15 protein-coding genes are annotated in these 18,521 nt (G+C 65.6%); 1 reads left to right on the forward strand and 14 read right to left on the reverse strand.

Going from position 1 to position 18,521, the window contains the following annotated elements:
• Window positions 1-46: 46 nt before the first annotated feature.
• The 12 genes from ACERMF_RS12145 to ACERMF_RS12200 all read right to left on the reverse strand — a co-directional run bounded on the left by ACERMF_RS12145 (window position 47) and on the right by ACERMF_RS12200 (window position 14,365).
• On the reverse strand, window positions 47-1,012 hold the full coding sequence (locus tag ACERMF_RS12145) for a hypothetical protein (RefSeq protein ID WP_373669372.1): 966 nt from the start codon (window positions 1,010-1,012) through the stop codon (window positions 47-49).
• Window positions 1,013-1,063: 51 nt separating this feature from the next.
• On the reverse strand, window positions 1,064-1,834 hold the full coding sequence (locus tag ACERMF_RS12150; protein ID WP_373669373.1) for a VOC family protein: 771 nt from the start codon (window positions 1,832-1,834) through the stop codon (window positions 1,064-1,066).
• A 158-nt stretch (window positions 1,835-1,992) separates the two neighbouring features.
• Window positions 1,993-2,976: an ABC transporter substrate-binding protein gene (locus ACERMF_RS12155; RefSeq protein WP_373669374.1), complete on the reverse strand. Its 984-nt coding sequence runs from the start codon at window positions 2,974-2,976 to the stop codon at window positions 1,993-1,995.
• Between the two features lie 34 nt (window positions 2,977-3,010).
• Window positions 3,011-4,330 (reverse strand): MFS transporter, encoded by a 1,320-nt coding sequence (locus ACERMF_RS12160; protein WP_373669375.1) that lies wholly within the window; start codon window positions 4,328-4,330, stop codon window positions 3,011-3,013.
• Window positions 4,331-4,474: 144 nt separating this feature from the next.
• The gene (locus ACERMF_RS12165) at window positions 4,475-5,299 is read right to left on the reverse strand and encodes a dienelactone hydrolase family protein (protein WP_373669376.1); all 825 of its coding nucleotides are present in this window, start codon (window positions 5,297-5,299) and stop codon (window positions 4,475-4,477) included.
• Window positions 5,300-5,348: 49 nt separating this feature from the next.
• Complete coding sequence (locus tag ACERMF_RS12170) at window positions 5,349-6,554, reverse strand: M24 family metallopeptidase (RefSeq protein ID WP_373669377.1); 1,206 nt, start codon at window positions 6,552-6,554, stop codon at window positions 5,349-5,351.
• 43 nt (window positions 6,555-6,597) lie between these two features.
• Window positions 6,598-7,368, reverse strand: coding sequence for a VOC family protein (locus tag ACERMF_RS12175; protein ID WP_373669378.1), 771 nt, complete (start codon window positions 7,366-7,368; stop codon window positions 6,598-6,600).
• A 67-nt stretch (window positions 7,369-7,435) separates the two neighbouring features.
• Window positions 7,436-8,503 (reverse strand): ornithine cyclodeaminase family protein, encoded by a 1,068-nt coding sequence (locus ACERMF_RS12180; protein ID WP_373669379.1) that lies wholly within the window; start codon window positions 8,501-8,503, stop codon window positions 7,436-7,438.
• Between the two features lie 85 nt (window positions 8,504-8,588).
• Complete coding sequence (locus ACERMF_RS12185; RefSeq protein WP_373669380.1) at window positions 8,589-9,752, reverse strand: ABC transporter ATP-binding protein; 1,164 nt, start codon at window positions 9,750-9,752, stop codon at window positions 8,589-8,591.
• A 25-nt stretch (window positions 9,753-9,777) separates the two neighbouring features.
• On the reverse strand, window positions 9,778-11,589 hold the full coding sequence (locus ACERMF_RS12190; RefSeq protein ID WP_373669644.1) for an ABC transporter permease: 1,812 nt from the start codon (window positions 11,587-11,589) through the stop codon (window positions 9,778-9,780).
• Window positions 11,590-11,707: 118 nt separating this feature from the next.
• The gene (locus tag ACERMF_RS12195) at window positions 11,708-12,904 is read right to left on the reverse strand and encodes an ABC transporter substrate-binding protein (RefSeq protein ID WP_373669381.1); all 1,197 of its coding nucleotides are present in this window, start codon (window positions 12,902-12,904) and stop codon (window positions 11,708-11,710) included.
• Window positions 12,905-13,153: 249 nt separating this feature from the next.
• Window positions 13,154-14,365 (reverse strand): M24 family metallopeptidase, encoded by a 1,212-nt coding sequence (locus ACERMF_RS12200; RefSeq protein ID WP_373669382.1) that lies wholly within the window; start codon window positions 14,363-14,365, stop codon window positions 13,154-13,156.
• 483 nt (window positions 14,366-14,848) lie between these two features.
• On the opposite strand from ACERMF_RS12200, the gene ACERMF_RS12205 reads away from it, so the two are divergent.
• Entirely contained in the window at window positions 14,849-15,616 is a 768-nt protein-coding gene (locus ACERMF_RS12205; protein WP_373669383.1) for an IclR family transcriptional regulator, read from the forward strand.
• Between the two features lie 70 nt (window positions 15,617-15,686).
• Here the strand turns inward: ACERMF_RS12205 and ACERMF_RS12210 are convergent, their stop codons facing one another.
• Window positions 15,687-17,363, reverse strand: a complete 1,677-nt coding sequence (locus tag ACERMF_RS12210; RefSeq protein ID WP_373669384.1) for an FAD-dependent monooxygenase — start codon at window positions 17,361-17,363, stop codon at window positions 15,687-15,689.
• A gap of 62 nt (window positions 17,364-17,425) precedes the next feature.
• Window positions 17,426-18,460 carry an amidohydrolase family protein gene (locus tag ACERMF_RS12215; protein WP_373669385.1) on the reverse strand — a complete coding sequence of 345 codons (1,035 nt, stop codon included), beginning with the start codon at window positions 18,458-18,460 and terminating at the stop codon, window positions 17,426-17,428.
• Window positions 18,461-18,521 lie beyond the last annotated feature (61 nt).

An 18,521-nucleotide genomic window follows, 5' to 3' on the forward strand; every position in this document is an offset into this window, starting at 1 on the left:
TCGCACGTCGAATTGGCCCGACCCATCGTCGTGGCTGGCAGACTGCTCAGAGTTGAAGCGGGAGTCCTCTCCCCAGTTCGCGTGCACGCTCGTAGGCAAAATGCGCCAATGCCACGTCGCCGACGCCGCCGCGCGTCTCCTTGAAGACGGTCGGTCCCGGACGGGGACGTGACCAGCCTTTGAGCGCCGCATCGAGGTCGTGCACCGCGTCCCAGTCGATCTCACCGGTTTCGATCAGCTCCAGCAGCGCGTTGCGTGGAGCGTCGCCGGCGAAGGAGTGGTAGTGCGCGTACTGCAGCTCCTGCTTCTTCGAGCCGAGGAAGATGCCGGCGGCGGCACGGAAGATCGCGTCCGGGACTTCGTTGACACTACCGACCGAGTTGACATGGACGTCCCGGAGCACCTTTGCGGGGTCGAACACGTGATCGGTCGCGCTGGTGACACAGGCGATGAGATCCGCATCGGCAACGGCCTCGTCGCTGTTTCCGACCGCCGTGACCGGAATGCCGAATTTCCGCGTGGCGATATCGGCCAGTGCATCACGCTTCTCCGCAGTTCGGCTGTAGACGGTCGCCGCGGTGATCGGTCGCACGGCGATCATGCCCTCGAGCGCGCTCAGGGCATTTCTTCCCGCCCCGATGAGGGCAGCGGTCGTGGCCGCCTCGGGTGAGATCCACTTCGTGCCGACGGCGACCGTGACCCCCGTACGCATGATGCTGAACGGATAGGCCATGATCGCAAGAATGTTGCCGCTGTCCGCTTCGAAGAGCACGATGGGCGACATATTGCCCGCGAGGCCGCTGGCCGAGCCGAGGCGCGCCCCCATGACGTTGTCGTTGAGGAGCGCTCCCGTGACGATGCGGAGCGATCCACGCGGAAGTTTCATGCGGACCGGCGAGTGCACGCGACGGTCCTCGACGTTCGAGTCGCGATAGACGCGCTCGGTCACGTCGATGGCCTCATCGAACGTGAGCAGGTCGATGACATCCGTGCTCGACAGGATTACGGCCAAGATCGGTCCTCTCTCGCGCTCCGGCAGCAACTGACCGCACGACACTTCCCACTACACGTCGACCGGCGTCGTCCACTGCAGCTTGCGGCCCCACGGGTCACGTACGTAGGTGCTGATCTCGCCCTCGTTGCGCTCACCCGGCCGGCCGGGCGCCTCCTCGATCCCGCGTTCGGACAGCTGGGCCTTCAGCGCGTGGTGTTCGGCGTCGGGTGTCACCAGGAAGGCGTAGTGCTGTCCAGGGTTGGCGCCAGGGGCATCGGCGTGGGCGACCGAGAGGAGCCCTCCGCCCGCGTCGTCGAGCCGCCACCATGCGAAGGGTTCCCCGCCCGACAGCTTCCCGGTCTCGGGCGTTCCCATGGCGAAGACGTCGCCGTAGAAGTCGATGCCTTCTTGGATGTCCGGACAGTCGAGTTCCAAGCGAACCAACTGTGGTGACTCGGACTTCGTCACGGTCAGACCGATGGCGTTTCCTTCCGTGTCGTGCGTATAGAAGGTCGGGGAGAAGCCCGGAATGTCGCACGCCTCGAGCACCCCGTCGCTGGTCTCGACCACCCGCTCGAAACGGTGCGCCGGCACCGAGAAGACGACCGCTGGCCATTCACGGGCGGTCCGTGGCGGAGGAACTTCGAAGGGATCCTCGAACAAGCCGATGACGTGACCATGATCGCCCAGGCGCAAGAAGCTGCGATGGCAGTCCTTTCCCTTGAGCGGGCGCATGAAGGTCTTGGTGACTTCGGCATCCAGCAGGTCCAGGTAGAACGCACGGGCGCGGGCCTCGTCGTGGGCGAGAAGGACGGCGTGGTCGAACCGTACGATTCCCATCTGCAACTCCCGATCTCGAGCGCACGCCGCCTCGCCGGCATCCGGCTCGCCCGACGTGGATGTGCCGCCCGAAGAACCTAGAGCCGTGGGCCGCAAGCCACCGTGCCAGTCTCATCTGGCGAGATCGCGGGTCCCGCGGGCGCCCCCGAACCTGCCCCTCAGACAAAAGTGGGCGGATCCGAGACGACGCTGGGCAGGAACAGATCCTCCGAACGGATGCGACCGCCGACCAGTCCCTGCTCGTGGGCGTAACGCAGGAAGGTGTCGAGGTTGTGGCGGTTAGCGCTCGACAGGCCATATTCCCACGGGTCGGGGCCGAGCAACTCCCGCTCGTGCTCGATCAACCACCGCAGCCAGGCGAGGCTGACCACCCGCGGGTCGCGCATCCGTTCCATCGACAGCCGCTTCGATTCGGTGAACGCCTCGTACAAGCTGCGCGCCAACCACGGATGCTGCTCCGCCAGTTCCCGTCTGAGCACCACGACGTGCATGATCGGAAAGATGCCGGTCGCGGCGTAGTAACTCTCCTCCGCGGCACGGAAGTCCGGAAACAGTCGCAGGATCTCGCCGGTCCCGGCGTGGACCTGCTCGGGAATCTCGGGGTACAGCAGCCCGTCGAGCTCGCCACGTGCGCACAGACCGGTCACCGTCTCACCCTCGGGTACTCGCTCGAGATGCACGCCCGGGGGCAGTTCGACGTCCACGTCGTCGGGATCCTGCGCCACCCAGGTGACGCTATCGAGGGGCAGCTGGTGATGATCGGCGAGGAAGCCCTTCATCCAGACGCCACCGGTCACCTGCCAACTGCGGATGCCGATGCGCCCGCCTCGCAGGTCGCTGGCCGAGCCGATGGGTCGGGCGCCGGTGACGAACACGTAGGAGTGCCTGAAACGTCGGTGCGGGAACACCGGGATCGCGACGAAATCCGGTGCACCATCCCGTCCGTGCATCGCGACATAAGAACCCATGGAGAGTTCGCATACGTCGAATTCGCGGTGCACCAGCATTCGCCAGTGCCGCTCGGGTGACGTCTGGACCAGCGGCAGCAACTCGACGCCCGGCGGCTGGACACGGCCGTCGATGATGGCACGGTTGATGTCGTAGTCGCCCAGCGAGACCGACAACTTCACTCGAGTGGACAATGTGGGGCACCTTCCCTCACAGGGCGGGACGAGCTCAGGGCTCCAGTAGATCGGACGAACGCGGCGGCGCCGCCTGCCCCGACGATTGGGGCGCGGTCGTGATGGGATCAGCGGCCGCACCGCCGGCCGGGCGGGTGGCGGCACGAGAAGACCGGCGCAGGTAGTCATAGGTGATGACGGCGGTGATCATGGTGATGGCTCCGCCGAATCCCAACGCGAATCGGGCTCCCGCCTGTTCGGCGAGCCATCCGGCGACGGGCGCGGCCAGCGGCGTCGTGCCACGCAGCGCCAGTCCGGAGATGGACATCACGCGCCCGCGCATCGCCGGGTCGGCGTGCAGCTGGAGCATGGACATCGCCGTCGACTTGAACGCGATGTTGGCGGCGCCCAGTGCGAAGATCGCCACGTAGGCCAGGGGAAGACTGGGCGAATAGGCGGTCAGAACGATCACCGCCCCGAACAGCATGGCCGTGATCAGGAGCACTCGCCGCGTCGGGCGCAGTGAACTGGCCACGCCGAGTCCGCCGAGGACCGCCCCGACCCCCATGACCGAGAACATCATGCCGTACGTCTGGGCGTCGCCCCCGAAGGCGTAGCGTGCGAGGAGCGGGATCTTGACCTGGAACTCCACGGCGAACAATCCCACCATGGTGAGCAGCATCATCGGCCCCGTCAGGTCCGGGGACCCACGCACGTGCTCGAACCCGGCACGCAACTGCCGCTTCCCCTTGCCGCTTGGCATGGCACGGTGCAGGTCCCGGGCGCGCATCAGCGCCAGCGCGAGCAGAACAGCGACGAAGGAGGCGGCGTTGACCATGAACGCCGCTGCCAACCCGAAGGCGGCGATGAGCGCGCCGGCCACCGCCGGTCCGACCGCCCGACCGAGGTTGACGGTGACGCTGTTGAGCGTCACGGCGTTGGTCACGTGCTCGGGCCCCACCATCTCCAGTACGAAGGAATTGCGGGCCGGGTGGTCCAGGGAATTGATCGTTCCGAGGCCCACCGCGAGCAGGAGCACCATCCACAGCTCGACGCGACCGGTCAGTACGAGCAACCCGAGGACGAACGCCAGCAACCCCGAGCAGGCCTGGGTGCACAGCAGGAGCCGACGTTTGTCCACGCGATCGGCGAGCAGGCCGCCCCAGACCCCCACGAGCAGGAACGGCAGATGTTGCAGAGCTGCGGTCACGCCCAGCAGCGTCCCGGAGTCGGTGAGCTCCAGCACCAGCCATGCTTGGCTCACTCGTTGCATCCACGTGCCGGTGATGGAGACGGTCTGACCGGCGAAGTAGAGCCGATAGTTCCGGTTCTCGAGCGAACTGAACGTGCGGCGCAGTCGTTCGCGGGTACTCAAGAGCGAGGTCCTGCATCGTCACTCGACAGCATGGTGATCCGTCCTTCGCTCCTCGATGACGTCGTTCGGCCGGCAAGCCTGACCGGACGCGCGCCGCGTCGGGGGAGAATCCGACGGCGCGCGTCCGGTGGCTTCCGGCGAACCTCAGGACTTGATCGTGTCGTCCAGGAAGTCGACGGCGGTACGCCACGCCTTGGCCGCAGCTTCAGGGTTGTAGCGGTCCGGGTTGGTGTCGTTGTGGAACGCATGGCCGGCGTCGGGCAACACCACGGCACCGAACTCCTTGCCGTGCGTCTCCATCGCCTCGCGGATCCCGGGCAGCATCGAGGTGATGCGCTCGTCGAGTTCACCGTAGATGCCGAGCACGGGTGCCGTGATGTCGGGCACCGCCTCCTCGTCGGGTGTGGGACCGTAGAACGGCACACCCGCGGACAGGCGCGGCTCCTGGGTCAGCACCCGCCACGCGACACCACCGCCGAAGCAGAATCCGATGATGCCCGCCTTGTCGGCATCGACGCCGTCGCGGCCGGAAACTTCGGTGAGCGTCGCCCGGACATCCTCGACCATGCCCTGGGGGTCGAGATCACGAATGGCGGCGATCGCGGCCTCGCCACCATCGAACTTGTCCGTCCCGCCGACGCGCGCGAGCAGATCCGGGGCGACTGCGACATAACCCTCGGCGGCCAGACGACGAGCGACGTTCTTGATGTAGGGCACGAGTCCCTTGTTCTCGTGGATCACGATGACGAGGGGAGCCGAGCCACCGCCCTTTGGTCGAACCAGGTAGGCCGACTGCTCAGCGCCATTAGCCGTGAACCGAATCGTCTCGGCGTCGACGTCGCTCTCGGGCACATAGACGTCATCCGAGCCCGGGTAGCCGTCACCGTCACTGCCTGAGACACCGGAGGGCGAGTACCCCAGCTCCTTTTCCTCCTCCAGCTCGGAATCGACGTAGCTCTTGAGATCCATCGTGTTCTCGCTTTCTTCTCGGGGTTTCGTGTGTTCACGAACGGTTCGTTCAAGCGATCCAAATGCCGGGCTCGCGTTTGCCGAGCCGTCGCCCGCCCTGCGGGGTGATAACGACGGTGTCCCCCCAGTTGATGGGGTAGCGACCGTCGCCGCGTCGGACCTCCGGCTTGACGATGCACACCATGTTCTCGCGCAGTTCCTTGCGGAGCTGGTAGGGGTCGGTCGCGGTGTTCGTGATGATGGGTCCGTCGTCGCCCTGGCCGCGACCGTGCATCACCAGCCGGGCGGTGGCATCGGACGCCGGCCCCCTGCTGGGGCGCAACTCGGCAGACGCCTTCTGCACGCTCTCGGCCAGTTCGCCGAAGGTCGCGCCCGGGGTCAGCCGGGGCAGCAACCGCTCGAATATCTCGACCTGAAGCTTGCTGAGCTCGACGTAGCTGGGATCACACTCGCCGACCGCGATCGGCTGCACGCCCTGGGCCCGGTAGCCGGCCCAACAGCCCTCGAGCTCGTTGAGGATGATGTCTCCGCGCTCGAGTCGTCGGTGGCTGGCGCGGGTCAGGGTGCGCGCCGGCGCCGGCCCCGAGACCCAGTGGAAGTGCATGGTCGGCTCGCCGCCGTTGCGCAGCATCGTCGCGGTGGCCTCGGCCCATACCACGTAGTCGAGCACGCCCGGCGCCGCCGTCTGTCGTGCCGTGTCGAACGCCATGTCCGACAGTTCTGTCGACCGGGTCAGGAAGTCGATCTCCTCCTCGGTCTTGACGATCCGGGCCTCATCGAGCAGCTCCGTGGCGTCGACGAAGGTGGTGTTGGGGAACTCGCGCAGCATGCGGCGCATCGTGTGGAACAGGATCGTGCCTTCTGGGGTGCGTGTGCCACGCCCCAGACCGGTCACGCCGACCCGGGTTCCATCGACATCCAGTTCCCGGAGCCGCTCGATCACGACGTTGCCGTAGTTGCGGCGTGCCTCTCGCACGTCGGTGACCCATTCCTGCACCGTAGGCCAGCGTGGCGCGGCCGACGTCGCACCGACCGTGACGTCCCCTTCGAGAGGAAACACGACGGTGATGTCTGCGTCCGGCCCGCCGCCGCAATGGCTGAGGTAGCGGGAGTTGGCCTGGAAATCGGTGGAGTGGCCCGAGTTGGCGGGCGACACGATCGCCGACAGTTCCTGGGCCTGCATCAACCCGCGGACCTTGCTCCAGCGTCGATCTCGCTCCTCCAGCGAGAACCTCGGATAGGGGTAGAGCTCCATCAGCGACTGTCTCCCTCGCTCGCGGTCGTCGACAGGGGACGACTCACGGGGTGTCGGCGTGCGTGATCCACTGCAGCTTCCGTTGCCAGGGATCGCGCATGTAGGTGCTGATTTCGCCGTCCGGACGCTCGCCCTCGTGGCCGGGCACCTCCTTGCCCCCACGCGCTTCGAGTTGTGGCTTCAACTCCGTGTGGTCGGCGCGGCCCACCAGGAACGCGAAGTGCTGACCGGGGTTCGCGCCCGGTGCGTCGGGGTGTTCCACGGCGAGTAGCCCCTGCCGCCGATCGGCGGGCCGGAACCACGCGTATGGGAGTCCTCCAGGCAACAGACCGCTCTCCGGTGTGCCGAGCGCGAAGATGTCGCCGTAGAAGCTGACCGCTTCCTCGAGCCGTGGCGCGTCCACCTCGAACCGAAGCAGCAGCGAATCGTCTCCGTTGCCCGACGAGCTGAAGCCGATGGCGTTGCCCTCCGTGTCGTGGGTGTAGAAGGTGGCATCGACGCCTGGCAGCGCCATCTCGTGGACCTCACCGTCGAGATCCTTCAGCGCCTTGTCATAGCGCTCCTGCGAGACCTGGAAGACGACCGCCGGCCACTCCCTGGTCGTCCTCGGGGGTGGAACCGCGGTCTTGTCCTCGAACAGGCCGACCCCCTGGCCCTCCGCCAGACCGAGGAAGCTCCGGTGCAGTTCACGGCCTTCACGGTTGCGCACGAACGTCTTCTCGACGTTCGCGCCGATGTACTCGACATAGAACTCACGTGCCCGGGGCTCCTCGTTGGCGAGAAGAACGGCGTGATCGAAGCGAACGATGGACATCTGTTACCTCCCTCATTTCTCTGACTGCTCCGTGGTGCGCCGCCCGATCGCCCGCTGGCGGCACCCGCTATCGCCCGTATTTCCACGCGTGGTCCCGCCGACCGGTGGCGATGTCGTAGGTGTGACGGGCCACCGCGATGTCGAGGAAGCCGATGCCCGGGCTGAAGAGCAAGATGATCTGGTCGTCGGACTGGCGGCCCTCGGCCTTGCCTTCGAGCACCTCACTGAGCAGCGGCATCGCGTCGAGGTCGAGCTTGCCCGCCTTGACCAGCGAGGCGATCGGTTCCTGCGGCGTGTAGTCGGTGGCGACCCGGTTGCGTGAGGTGAGCACGACACGCGATCGCAGGGCGGTGGCATCATCGAGTTCGCCGGGCGTCACCGACGCGACCAGACACCCGGCCGGCAATGCCTCGCCATCGAAAACGGGCGCGTTGTGTGAATTTGTCGCCGCCATGACGATGTCGGCGTCGGAGATGGCGTCCTCCGCCGTGGCGACCGGTTCGACGTTCGCGATGCCGAAGCTGTCCCGGATGTCAGCGGCGAACGCCTCACGGTTCGCCGGTGTGCGGCTGAACACCTTGATGCTGTCGATGGGTCGTTGACCGATCGCGGCCGCCGTCTGCACCCTGGAGATGCGGCCGCAGCCGATGACGGCCAGCTTCGTGGCATCGGGCTTGGCCAGGTGGCGCGCCGCGATCCCGGACGGTGTCCCCGAACGGACGCCGTGTAGATGGTGATCCTCGATGAACGCCAGCGGACGCATCGTGTCGAATTCGAGCAACACGGTGTAGGAAGATCCGCGGCCCGGAGCGACTTCACTCTGACAGCCCATCCGCAAACCGGCCGCGTTCACCGACGGCACCATCGCCGGCAGGATGCGCATGTCACGGTCGTAGGGCCGCACCTTCGCGTTGGGCGGCCACACCAACCGGACACGCTCCTGCGGTGGCGTCACGACGTTGCCCCGCGCGTAATCGCGGAAGGCACTCTCCAAGGTGTCGACCATGCCCACGTACCGAGGGTCGGACGCCAGCAGACTCTTGACGTCTTCCTCGGTGAGATACACCGGTGGTCCGTCCACGTGATCGGCCAGGTCGCCTGGCTTCATCGGCTCGTTGTCGGGGGTGATGATCACCTTGGATCCTCTCGTGGTTGTCGCGCCCCGCCGTCGGCTGGGGGCCAGTGCCTTGCCGTCGCCGGCACGCTCCGCCGTGACTGCGTCAGGCGGTCAGTTGCTGTTCCTCCGAACGGGTGGACTCCGCACTCTCGGCGTCGTGGCCATCTCCGATGAGCCGGCAGTGCCTCGCCGGGATGTGCAGGTCGACCTCGCTGCCGACGGGCATCTCCACGATCGCATCGGCATTGCCCTTGACACGGAGCAACTCCGACCCGACCCGAACCTCGCCGTCGACGCCCTCGCCAAGAAAGACCCATGAGTCGACGGTTCCCCGGAAACAGTTCGTGTCGGTTCGAGGCGGTTCGGTGCCCGCTGCGGTCACCTGGAACCATTCGGGGCGGATGCACACCTCGTGGATCTCGCCGGACAGGTGGTCGACGTCCGAGGTGGCGGCCATCGGGCCGATAGCCGTCGTCACGTGGTTGGTACCGCGTCGAAGCCGGGTGGTGTCGCCCTCGACCTTCACGAGGTTGGCCGATCCGATGAACGAGGCGGTGAATCGGTTGTGCGGACGGCTGTAGATCTCGGCAGGGGCTCCGCGCTGCATGACGTGACCCTTGCTCATGACGGCCAACTCGTCGGACATCGCCAGTGCTTCGTGCTGGTCGTGGGTCACGTAGATGGTCGTGACGCCCAGCATCTCCTGAAGACGCTTGAGCTCGATCCTCATGTGCACGCGAAGCTTGGCGTCGAGGTTCGACAGCGGCTCGTCGAGGAGCAGCACATCTGGCTTCCCGACCAACGCCCGTGCGAGCGCTACCCGCTGCTGTTGTCCCCCGGACAGGCGAGGCGCAGGTCGCTTCCCCAAGCCACCCAGGCCCACCATCTCGAGCGCCTCCTCGACCAGTGGACCGATCTGGGCACGTGGCGTGCGCGCCACTTTGAGCGGGTAGGCCACGTTCGCGGCCACGGTCATGTGCGGCCAGATCGCGTAGGACTGGAACACCATCCCAATCTTGCGCTTGTGCGTGGGCACAAAGGTGCCATTCGCTGTGTCGGCGACGACGGTGTCGCCGTTGACGATGCGTCCGGCGTCGGGACGTTCGAGACCTGCCAACAGGCGGAGCGTGGTGCTCTTGCCACAGCCGGATGGTCCGACCAGCGTGAAGAAGCTGCCCTGGGGTACATCGATGTCGATGCCCTTGACTGCCTCGACCATGCCTTCCTTGGTCAGAAAGCTCTTGCGAAGTCCTTCAATGCTGATCACGACGTTCTCCCTTGTAGCTCGTCGGTCACTTGTTGGTTTCGAGGAATCCAAGCTTGCCCGCGACGAGCCGCGAGATTCCGGCCAGGGTCAAGAGGATGAAGAACATGACGACGCCCAGGGCGTTCAGCCCGGTGAAGTCACCGTTTTCGTACATGTCAAAGATCATTACGGCCATCAGCTCGGTGTTGGTCCCACTCAGCATCACCGGGAGGGCGAGAACCTTGAACGTCAGGCTCAGGATGTAGACGAATGCAATGAGAAGGCTGCCGGCAAGCAGCGGCGAAATGATCATCACGAAGGTCCGCGGGAAGGACGCCCCGCTGGCAGCCGATGCTTCCTCGAGTTCATTGCTGATTTGCGACAGTCCGGCATGTGTTGCTCGCATTCCGTAGGGAATGTACTTGGCAACGAATCCGAGCCCGATGATGAACAGGGTCCCATAAATCTGAACGGGCATCGGAACGGTCAAGTAGAACCAGACCAATGCCAACCCCATGACCAGCCCCGGTACCGCAATCGGCGCGAAGCTGATGGCATCGAGAAGCTTTCGACCCCTGATCTGGGTTCGGATGACGACCCAGGAGATCAAGGTCGAGAGCAGGATGGCCGCCAGCGCCGACGTGACGCCGACCTTGAGATTGTTGTTGACCGCACGGATCGTTCGACTGTTGGTGAGTACCCGCATGTAGTTGTCGGTACTCATCACCTGGAACGACGCCATGCTTGGAACGCGGTAGTACGGTAGGAAGGAGGCGTAGAGCATCACCAGAAACGGCAGGACGACGGCAATGAAAAGCACGGTCATGGTCCCAGTGAAATGCAGCCACCGACGCCGACCCAGGTCGATTCGGGTGGGCTTGAAACCCTTGCCCGTCACGGTCGCGAACCGCTCCGAGAGGCGGGTCGCCCGGTTGTAGAGCATCAACCCCCCCACGGTCAGCAGCAGGTAGCCGACGGCAAACGCGGCTGCGAGGTTCTGGTTGCGCGGGAACCTTTGCGAGGCGATGTACACCTCAGTCGCGAAAACGGTCACACCACCGGGCAGGCCCATGATGGCCGGAGTCTCGAAGGTTTCGATCGTCTTGATGAACAGCAGCAGGAAGGTCGCGAGCACCGCCGGCGTCAAGATCGGCAGCGTGATGTTGCGAAACGTGTGGAACCCGCTCGCGCCGGACGCGGCAGACGCTTCCTCCAGCGAGGGATCCATCGACCGGAAGGCGGCGGCCATCAGGAGAAACGGCAACGTGATGCTGTCGATGCCGTCGCCCCAGATCATGGGCAACATCCCGTAGGAATTGAACGGGGCCCAATCGCCGAGACCCGGGATCAGCTGCACGGCCTGGTTCAGGATGCCGATCGTCGGGTTGAGCAGCAGCACCCAGGCGATTGTGGTCAGGATGCCCGGGACGACGACCGGCAGCAGGATGAAGGCGTAGATCAGGCCGCGGAACGGCGTGTTGGTGCGCTCCGTCACCCAGGCGAGGTAGCAGCCGACGACGAACGCGAGAATCGAGGAGGAGAACGCGAAGATGAGCGAGTTGCGGACTGCCCGCATGAAGCGCGGCGTGCTGTAGCCCTCGAGGTAGTTCAGCAAGGTGTAGGCACCCTCTACCCCCGGGGGGGCATCACGGAAGCTGCCCCAGACCACCAGGGCCATGGGTGCCATCACCAGCCAGAGCACGAGCAGGACCAGCAAGCCGATCCACAGATCCCGCGGGGTCGGGCGCCATGCCCGCAGCCGGCTTCGCCGGGTTCGTGCAGGCTCGGCGCCGCCTCCATCCATGAGCGGTGCAATCTCGGCGAGCTCGCCGGCCTTTTCGATACTTGGCAGCGACATGGTCACCTCAGCTGTTGTGCCGTGGGCCCCCGGGTTCGGGACGGTCCTGCGCGGGGGTCCGGACCGTCCCGACCCGGAGGGGTGGGGCGAGGGCCCCGGGGTCGGGGCCCTCGGTCGATCAGCCGTCCGAGCCGCCCTCCTCGAGCTCGCCGTCCTCACCCGCGTACGCCGGGACGATGATCTCGTTGATCAGCCGCTGTGCGATCTCGAGTTCCTCGTGGCCCTGGTCGGGATTGGCGGCGAACAGGCGTTCGTCACCGATGAGTTCGGCGACCCGGGGGAACATCGGCTCGACGTCGGGATGCATGTGCAGACGACCATCCTCGGCCCAGATCTGGCCACCGCGCGGCCCGGTCATGTAGTGGGCGAGCAGTGCGGCGGCGTACGGGCGCGGGGCTGTCGCAGCGATGCCGAAGCCACCCGAGCCGGTCGGTGTCGGGTCCGGCGCGATCCAGTCCAGTGGCGCGCCACGCTCGTGGATCATCCGCTCCGTGCGGTGGCCATAGAGCTCGGCGGCGACCGGGAACTCGCCAGCCATCAACATGTTGGTGATGTTGGTGTGCCCGCGTCGGATGATCGCGTCGTTGTCATTCACCAGCTTGTCGAGGTAGTCGCGCGCCTCGTCCTCGCCCCAACGACCCACGAGCGTCTTGACGAAGTGTGTCGCTCCCGTGTCGATCGCCACCTTGCCCTTCCACTTTGGATCGAGCAGGTCTTCCCAGGTCTGCGGCGCCTCATCCGCCGAGACCAGATCGGTGTTCCACGTCAGCAGCAGCGGGCTGGGACCGAAGCTCATGAACCAGTCGCCATGGGCATGGTCGGGAAAGTCCGCCGGAACCGTCGCACCGTGCAGCGTGGCCAGGTGCCCGTCGTCCCCGAGCAGCTTCAGCTCCTCACCCATCTGCACGACATCAGCCGTCGCGACGTCGCCGCGCCCCTCTTGGATGAGGCGCTCGTAAAGCACTTCAGGTTGCGCGCTCAGGTACTCCATCGTGATGTTGGGGTACAGCTCGCTCCAGTCGGCCTGCCATGCCTCGAGCATGTCGGCGTCACGGGACGAATAGATGATGACCTGCCCCTCTTCCTCGGCGCGACGCTCGATGCAGGCGAGTCGCTCTTCGTATTCGATCTGCGCCAATTCGGCGTAGATCTCCGAAGCCTGGGTGGCCGTGATGGCGTCACAGGCATCCGTAGCATCGGCGTCACCATCTTCGTCGCCTGGGCTCTCAGGCTCGGAAGTGTCGTCTTCGGTTGCGGCGACCGGCTCGCTCGTGCCGGAATCACCACCGCCACAGGCGGCCAGCACCAGCGCCATTGATACACCGATGGCCGGAAGCGTTCGAGTGGAACGCATTTGTTGGCTCCTCTCCCTGGGACTTGTCAGCCCCGCATGGATTGTCGTTGCTCGAATCTTGCCGCTAGCTACCTGCTGTTCAACGTTGAACTTTGACTCGCGCGAAGGTCGCCGCAGAGGCCCTCAACTGGCCTGATATGACTGTCACGCAGGGTCCCGGCGTGGTCAACGGTGCATCTCACTATGCGGACCGGGATTCGACCGAACAGGTCACGAGGCAATCCACATCCCTTGTTCGCGATCCCCCAGACGTCGCCCCCCCGATGAGGTGACCACCACGGTGTCGCCCCAGTTGATCGGGTGGGTGTTGGTCTTCAGCCGGATCTGCGGCTTGAAGATGAAGACCATCCCCTCCTGCAACGGCAGGCGAAGATGGCGGGGCTCCTTCGCGGAATTGGTGACGATGGGGCCGTCGTCCCCCATCCCTCGGCCGTGCATGATGAGCTGAGCGCGCGCCCCGGCGGTGACACCCCACGTGGGCTGCTCGCGTTGGCAGATTTTCTCGCATTCGACGACCAGTTCGCCCAGCGTGGTGCCGGGCTTCAGCATCGGCAGCATCTGGTCGAAAACACGACCTTGGAGCCCCAGCAATTCATGGTAGACCGGATCGCAGGTTTCCACCCCGATCGGCTGGATGCCCTGGGCTCGATAGCCGCCCCAACTCGATTCGATCTCGTTGATGATGATGTCCCCCCGTTCCAAGCGACGAAAGCTGGGCCTTGTGAGAGTTCTGGCTGGCGACGGCCCCGACACCCAGTTGCAGTGCAGCGCCGCTTCCGAGCCGCCCCGCAGCATCGCCGCGCGCGTCTCGGCATAGACGACGTAGTCGAGCGCTCCCACCTTGGCCGCCGCCCGCTCCGCCTCGTAGGCCGCCGTGATCAAGCGAGTGGACTGCTCCAACCACTCGATCTCCTCGGCGCTCTTGACCAGTCGGCACTCCTCCAAGATCGGTGTGGCGTCCACGAAGGTCGCGTTCGGGAACTCGCGCTTTATCCGGTGCAGCGTCGCGAAGAGGACCGCGCCTTCCGCGGTCCGGGTTCCCGGCCCGAGCCCGGTGATGCCGATCCGTGCCCGGCCGACGCGCAGTTCCTTGAGACGCTCGATGATGACCGAGCCGTAGTCGTCGTTGGCCTCGCGCAGGTCGCTCACCCAGTTCTGCACGCCGCCACCCCACCGTGCCCTCGCTTCGGTGGCTGCGACGGTCACCTCACCGTCGGCTGGAAAGACGACGGCGATCCCCGCCTCCACACCGCCTCCGCAATGGCTGAGGTAGCGCGAGTTCGCTTGGAAGTCGGTGGAGTGGCCGGTATTCGCCGGGGTCACGATGACCGCCAACTGCCACTGATCCATGAGTGATCGCACCCGCGACCACCGTTGCTCGCGTTCCGCCAGGGAGAACTGCGGGAACAGGCACTCCGCCATGTGTGGGCCCTTGGTTCGAATGGACGCCGCGCGCGTCTCCTCGCACGGACCGTCATGTCTTCTACTGCGGGCCCGGCCCCGCGGCACCCGCCATCTCAGCATCTGAGGCTGGGCGGCTGAGAACCTTCTTCCGAACGCGACGCCCCGACAGAGCGGAGCACCCACCCTCCCGTGCGCACACCTGAGCGGGTGACGAGCGCCCGGTGGCACGTTGGCCGCCTTGGGCGCGCATTCGTTGCGACATCGCGCCGAAAACGGCAAATGGTCTGATATTATGCCTCGTTGCTGTCGGATCCCTCGCGTTGGGAGGCGCGACGTGGTTCCGCCAGCAGCCGCCAAATGTGCCATTGCGGGCGCAGTCCGTCTCGGCGCATCGCGGTGAAGGCAAGAGCGGCGAATGCAAGTGCTGGCCTCGCGCTCGGCAACCGTCTTGGAACCGGCGCGGTGGACGGCCCGGATCAGCGTGGAGCGGGAGACACTGGCATGTCCACACCTTCGGCATCGACCGTATTGAAGGCGTTCAACGTCCTGTCGCTCTTCATCGAACGCCAGGCACTGGGCGCCTCCGAAGCGGCCCAGCTGCTCAACGCCCCCCGAGCGAGCACGCATCGGATGCTGGTGACATTGCGGACGGCGGGGGTGCTCGAGGTCACCGAGTCGGGCCAATACCAGCTGAGCATGCGACTTTTCGAGCTCGGCTGCTTCGCGCCGCTGCGCCGCGGGCTCCACGAGGCCGCGATGCGTCCGATCCTGCGGCTCACCGCGTTCACCCAACTCCCGGTGCAGCTCGCCGTCCGCGACGGGAACGAAGTGCTCTACCTCGAACGCGTGGGCTATCGCGAGAACAATCTGACGCCCGTCGGGCAGCGGGGCCCGCTGCATGCCAGCGGTGTCGGGAAGGTGCTGTTGGCCTTCACCCCGCAGAGCTTCCGCGCTGCCTATCTCGCCTCACCGTTGGCGCCCTACACCCAGTACACCTGCACCAGCCCGGAACTCTTGGCGCAGGAACTCGAGCGTGTGCGGCGCCGTGGGGTCGCGTACGGACGGCAGGAACGCCATGCCGGATTCTTCAGCGTCGCACGGCCGGTGCGCGACCATCAGCATCAGGTCGTCGCGAGCGTGTCGATCGTTGCGGAGGAACCACTCAAGGACCGGCTGTCGCAATTCGAGATCCCACTGGAGAAGACCTGCCGCGATATCGAGAATCAACTCCTCGAGCGTTGGATGTCACGGGAGCCAGCGGCAGTCTGAGCGAGGTTCCGGAGGCGCCCTGACGACTCCGGAACGATCTACGTCAGACGACCGCAGCGACGTGGAGCTCTCAGCGAGCGCCGATCGTGCCGGTCAGCAGTGTCGTGACGCGGGCAGCTGTGGCGGCGTCCGTCTCGGCAGTCGCGTGCCCCGTCGCTCGCTCCGCAAGCATCGCGACGTCTTCGGGAAGGGCGTCGCCACGCCAGACCACGTGCATATCGGGTCGAAGCAGCAGCAGGTCGCGCTCGTACACCTTCCGAGCATCGGCGGCGTGCACCGACACCACCTCGAAGGGAGCGCCATACGCCGCGAAGGCCTCGGCGAGTGGGGCAGCCGCAGCGTCACGGTCGTTGAAGACGAGGAGGGTGTAACCCGAGCCGAGCCGGTCTTGTATCGCCGTGCCGTCGTCGAGCCACAGGTGCGGGAGACGGGCACCCGGACGCGCCGTGGGAACGTAGTCGAAACTCGCGGGATCCGGCCCCTCCCCCGGCTCGTCGAGAACGAGCGGGGAGCCGATGTAGCGGTAGCCGAGTTCGATCCCATCCAGGTCGTTGCTCTTGCGCTGTTCACGGTCGGCCACCGCTGCCAAGTGGGCGCGCGCACGCTCGCCCTCCGGCGTCGGATCCGCAATGCACGGCTCGTACTGCGCGCGCCAGGTCCGTCGCCCGACGGCCGCCTGCCTGGACGCGCCGACGTTGCGGATGCCCACGGAACGCCGCTCCGAGGCGTACGAGGGCAGCAGGTGCGGTCCGCCCCACCCCTGGAGTGTGCCGGCGAGCTTCCACGACAGGTCGATGGCGTCCCCAGCCCCGGTGTTCATGCCCAGGCCCCCGGTCGGGATCACCAGGTGCGCGGCGTCGCCGGCCAGGAGTACGCGATCGGTCGCGTACTGATCCGCGACCATGAGCCGCATGGTCCACTTTCCCACGTACAGCGTCTCGAACTCGATCGGGAACCCCACCACCCGCTCGAACAAGGCCGGCATTTCGGCGTCGCTGCCCACCTCGGCATGGAGACTGAAGTGTCGGCAGTCGTCCTGGACGATCAGGAAGGTCGACTGGTCGTCGGCGACGTGGTAGTGGCGGCCCTTGCCGATCGGTATCCGATCGTAGAGGTCGTCGCAGCGAAACAGCGCCTGCCGCAACTCGAGGATGTTGGACTCGCCCTCGAGTTGGAAGCCGAGCTGTTGGCGCACGGTGCTACCGCCACCGTCGCACCCGGCGAGGTACTCACACCGTACGGAACCCCTCACCCCGTCGAGGTCGCGGACGTTCGCCGTCACACCGTGGTGGTCCTCGACGAAGTCGACGAGTTCGGTACCAAACCGCACGGTGACGCCGGGCGTGGCCTCGGCCCGAGCCTTGAGCAGTGGCTCGAGGGTGTACTGGGAGATCAGTTGGTAGGGCTCCAGCGGTAGCGACCCGTCCCGACACTCGGCCGCCGCCGCCTTCAGTTCGTCGACGGACGGATACGGGTGGTGCAGGAGCGGTGGGTCCACCAGCGAGGTCACCACGAACACGTCCATCGGCAAGTGGGTGCCATAGCCAGCTGCCCGGATCTCGTCGGCGATGCCGAGCCGACGGTAGAACTCCATGGTTCGGGCGTTGCAACGCTCCATCTTCGGCAGAAAGCCCGGCTCGCGCCGTTTGTCGATCAGCGTGCACCTCACCCCTCGTTGACCCAGATCGATGGCGAGCGTCAGACCGACCGGTCCACCACCGACGATCAGCACCTCTGTTTCCGCCATACCCAGCCTCCGTCCTAACTCACCCATGAAGGAGCCAGCAGCCCCGTCCTCGCGGACCCCGGTCAGGCGCGGATGGCTGCAGGATCGAGCCCCAGAAGTCGACTGACGTTGCCGCTGAAGATCGCGTCTTTTTCACTCGGGGAGAGACCTATTTCCTCCAAATTCTTGATGGTTGCGCGTATGTATCCCGGCCCCTTTTCGGGATCGTATGGGCTGTCCGATGCGAAGAGAACATGGTCGGCCCCGTAGAAATCGATCGTGCATCGAAGGGCATGTGCCGCACCGAACATCGCCGTATCGGCATACATCATCTTGAAGTACTCGATGGGTCGCTTCGTGAGTGGATAACCCGTCACATCCGCCTGCTGAGACTCCGGAGTGCGCGCCCCGAGTTGGTCCCATCCCGGACCGACACGGCCGGAGAAGTGAGGCACCATCGAGCCACCGTGGTGAATCAGCAACTTGAGGTCGGGGAAACGCTCGAGCACGCCGCCGAAGACGATTCGTGCCATGAACGCCGACAAGTCGTACTCCCAGCCGAACGTCCACCAGATCTCGAACTTGGAGCGACTCTCGTTCGGGTAATCGGACCAGGCCGAACTACGGCAGGGGTGCACCTGGAGTAGTTTGCCGAGTTCGGCTACACGCGCGTAGAAGGGATCGAAGCGCTCTGCATCCATGGCATCACCGTGAACATGGGTATAGATCTGGGCACCTAGTGCGCCGAGGTCGTTGCAGGCGTAGTCGAGCTCCTCGACCGCCGCGTCCGGGTCGTCCATGGGGACACAGGCGGTGAATCCTGCGAACCGATCGGGGTTTTTCGCCACCAACTCGGCCATCGAGTCGTTGCCGATTCGCGCCATTTCCTTCGATACCTTCGGGGAACCGAGATCCTCCACCGGTGGTGCGGCAATATTGATGATCTGGCGGTAGTCCCCAAACTCGTCCATCTGCTTGAACCGAACATCGAGATCCACCAGCGCCGGGATGTTGGACACGCGCTTGCGCAGGTTCTCTGCGTGAATGGACACGTCGAGTTCGAAGAACCTGTCGAAATACGGGCGAGGCATGATGTGGCAGAACGCGTCGATCTTCACCGCTGAGCCTTGTCTTCGGGGCTGCGTCGTCGCAGAACAACGACGAATCTCTGCTTTCTAC

The organism is Egicoccus sp. AB-alg6-2, assembly GCF_041821025.1.
GTDB lineage: Bacteria > Actinomycetota > Nitriliruptoria > Nitriliruptorales > Nitriliruptoraceae > Egicoccus.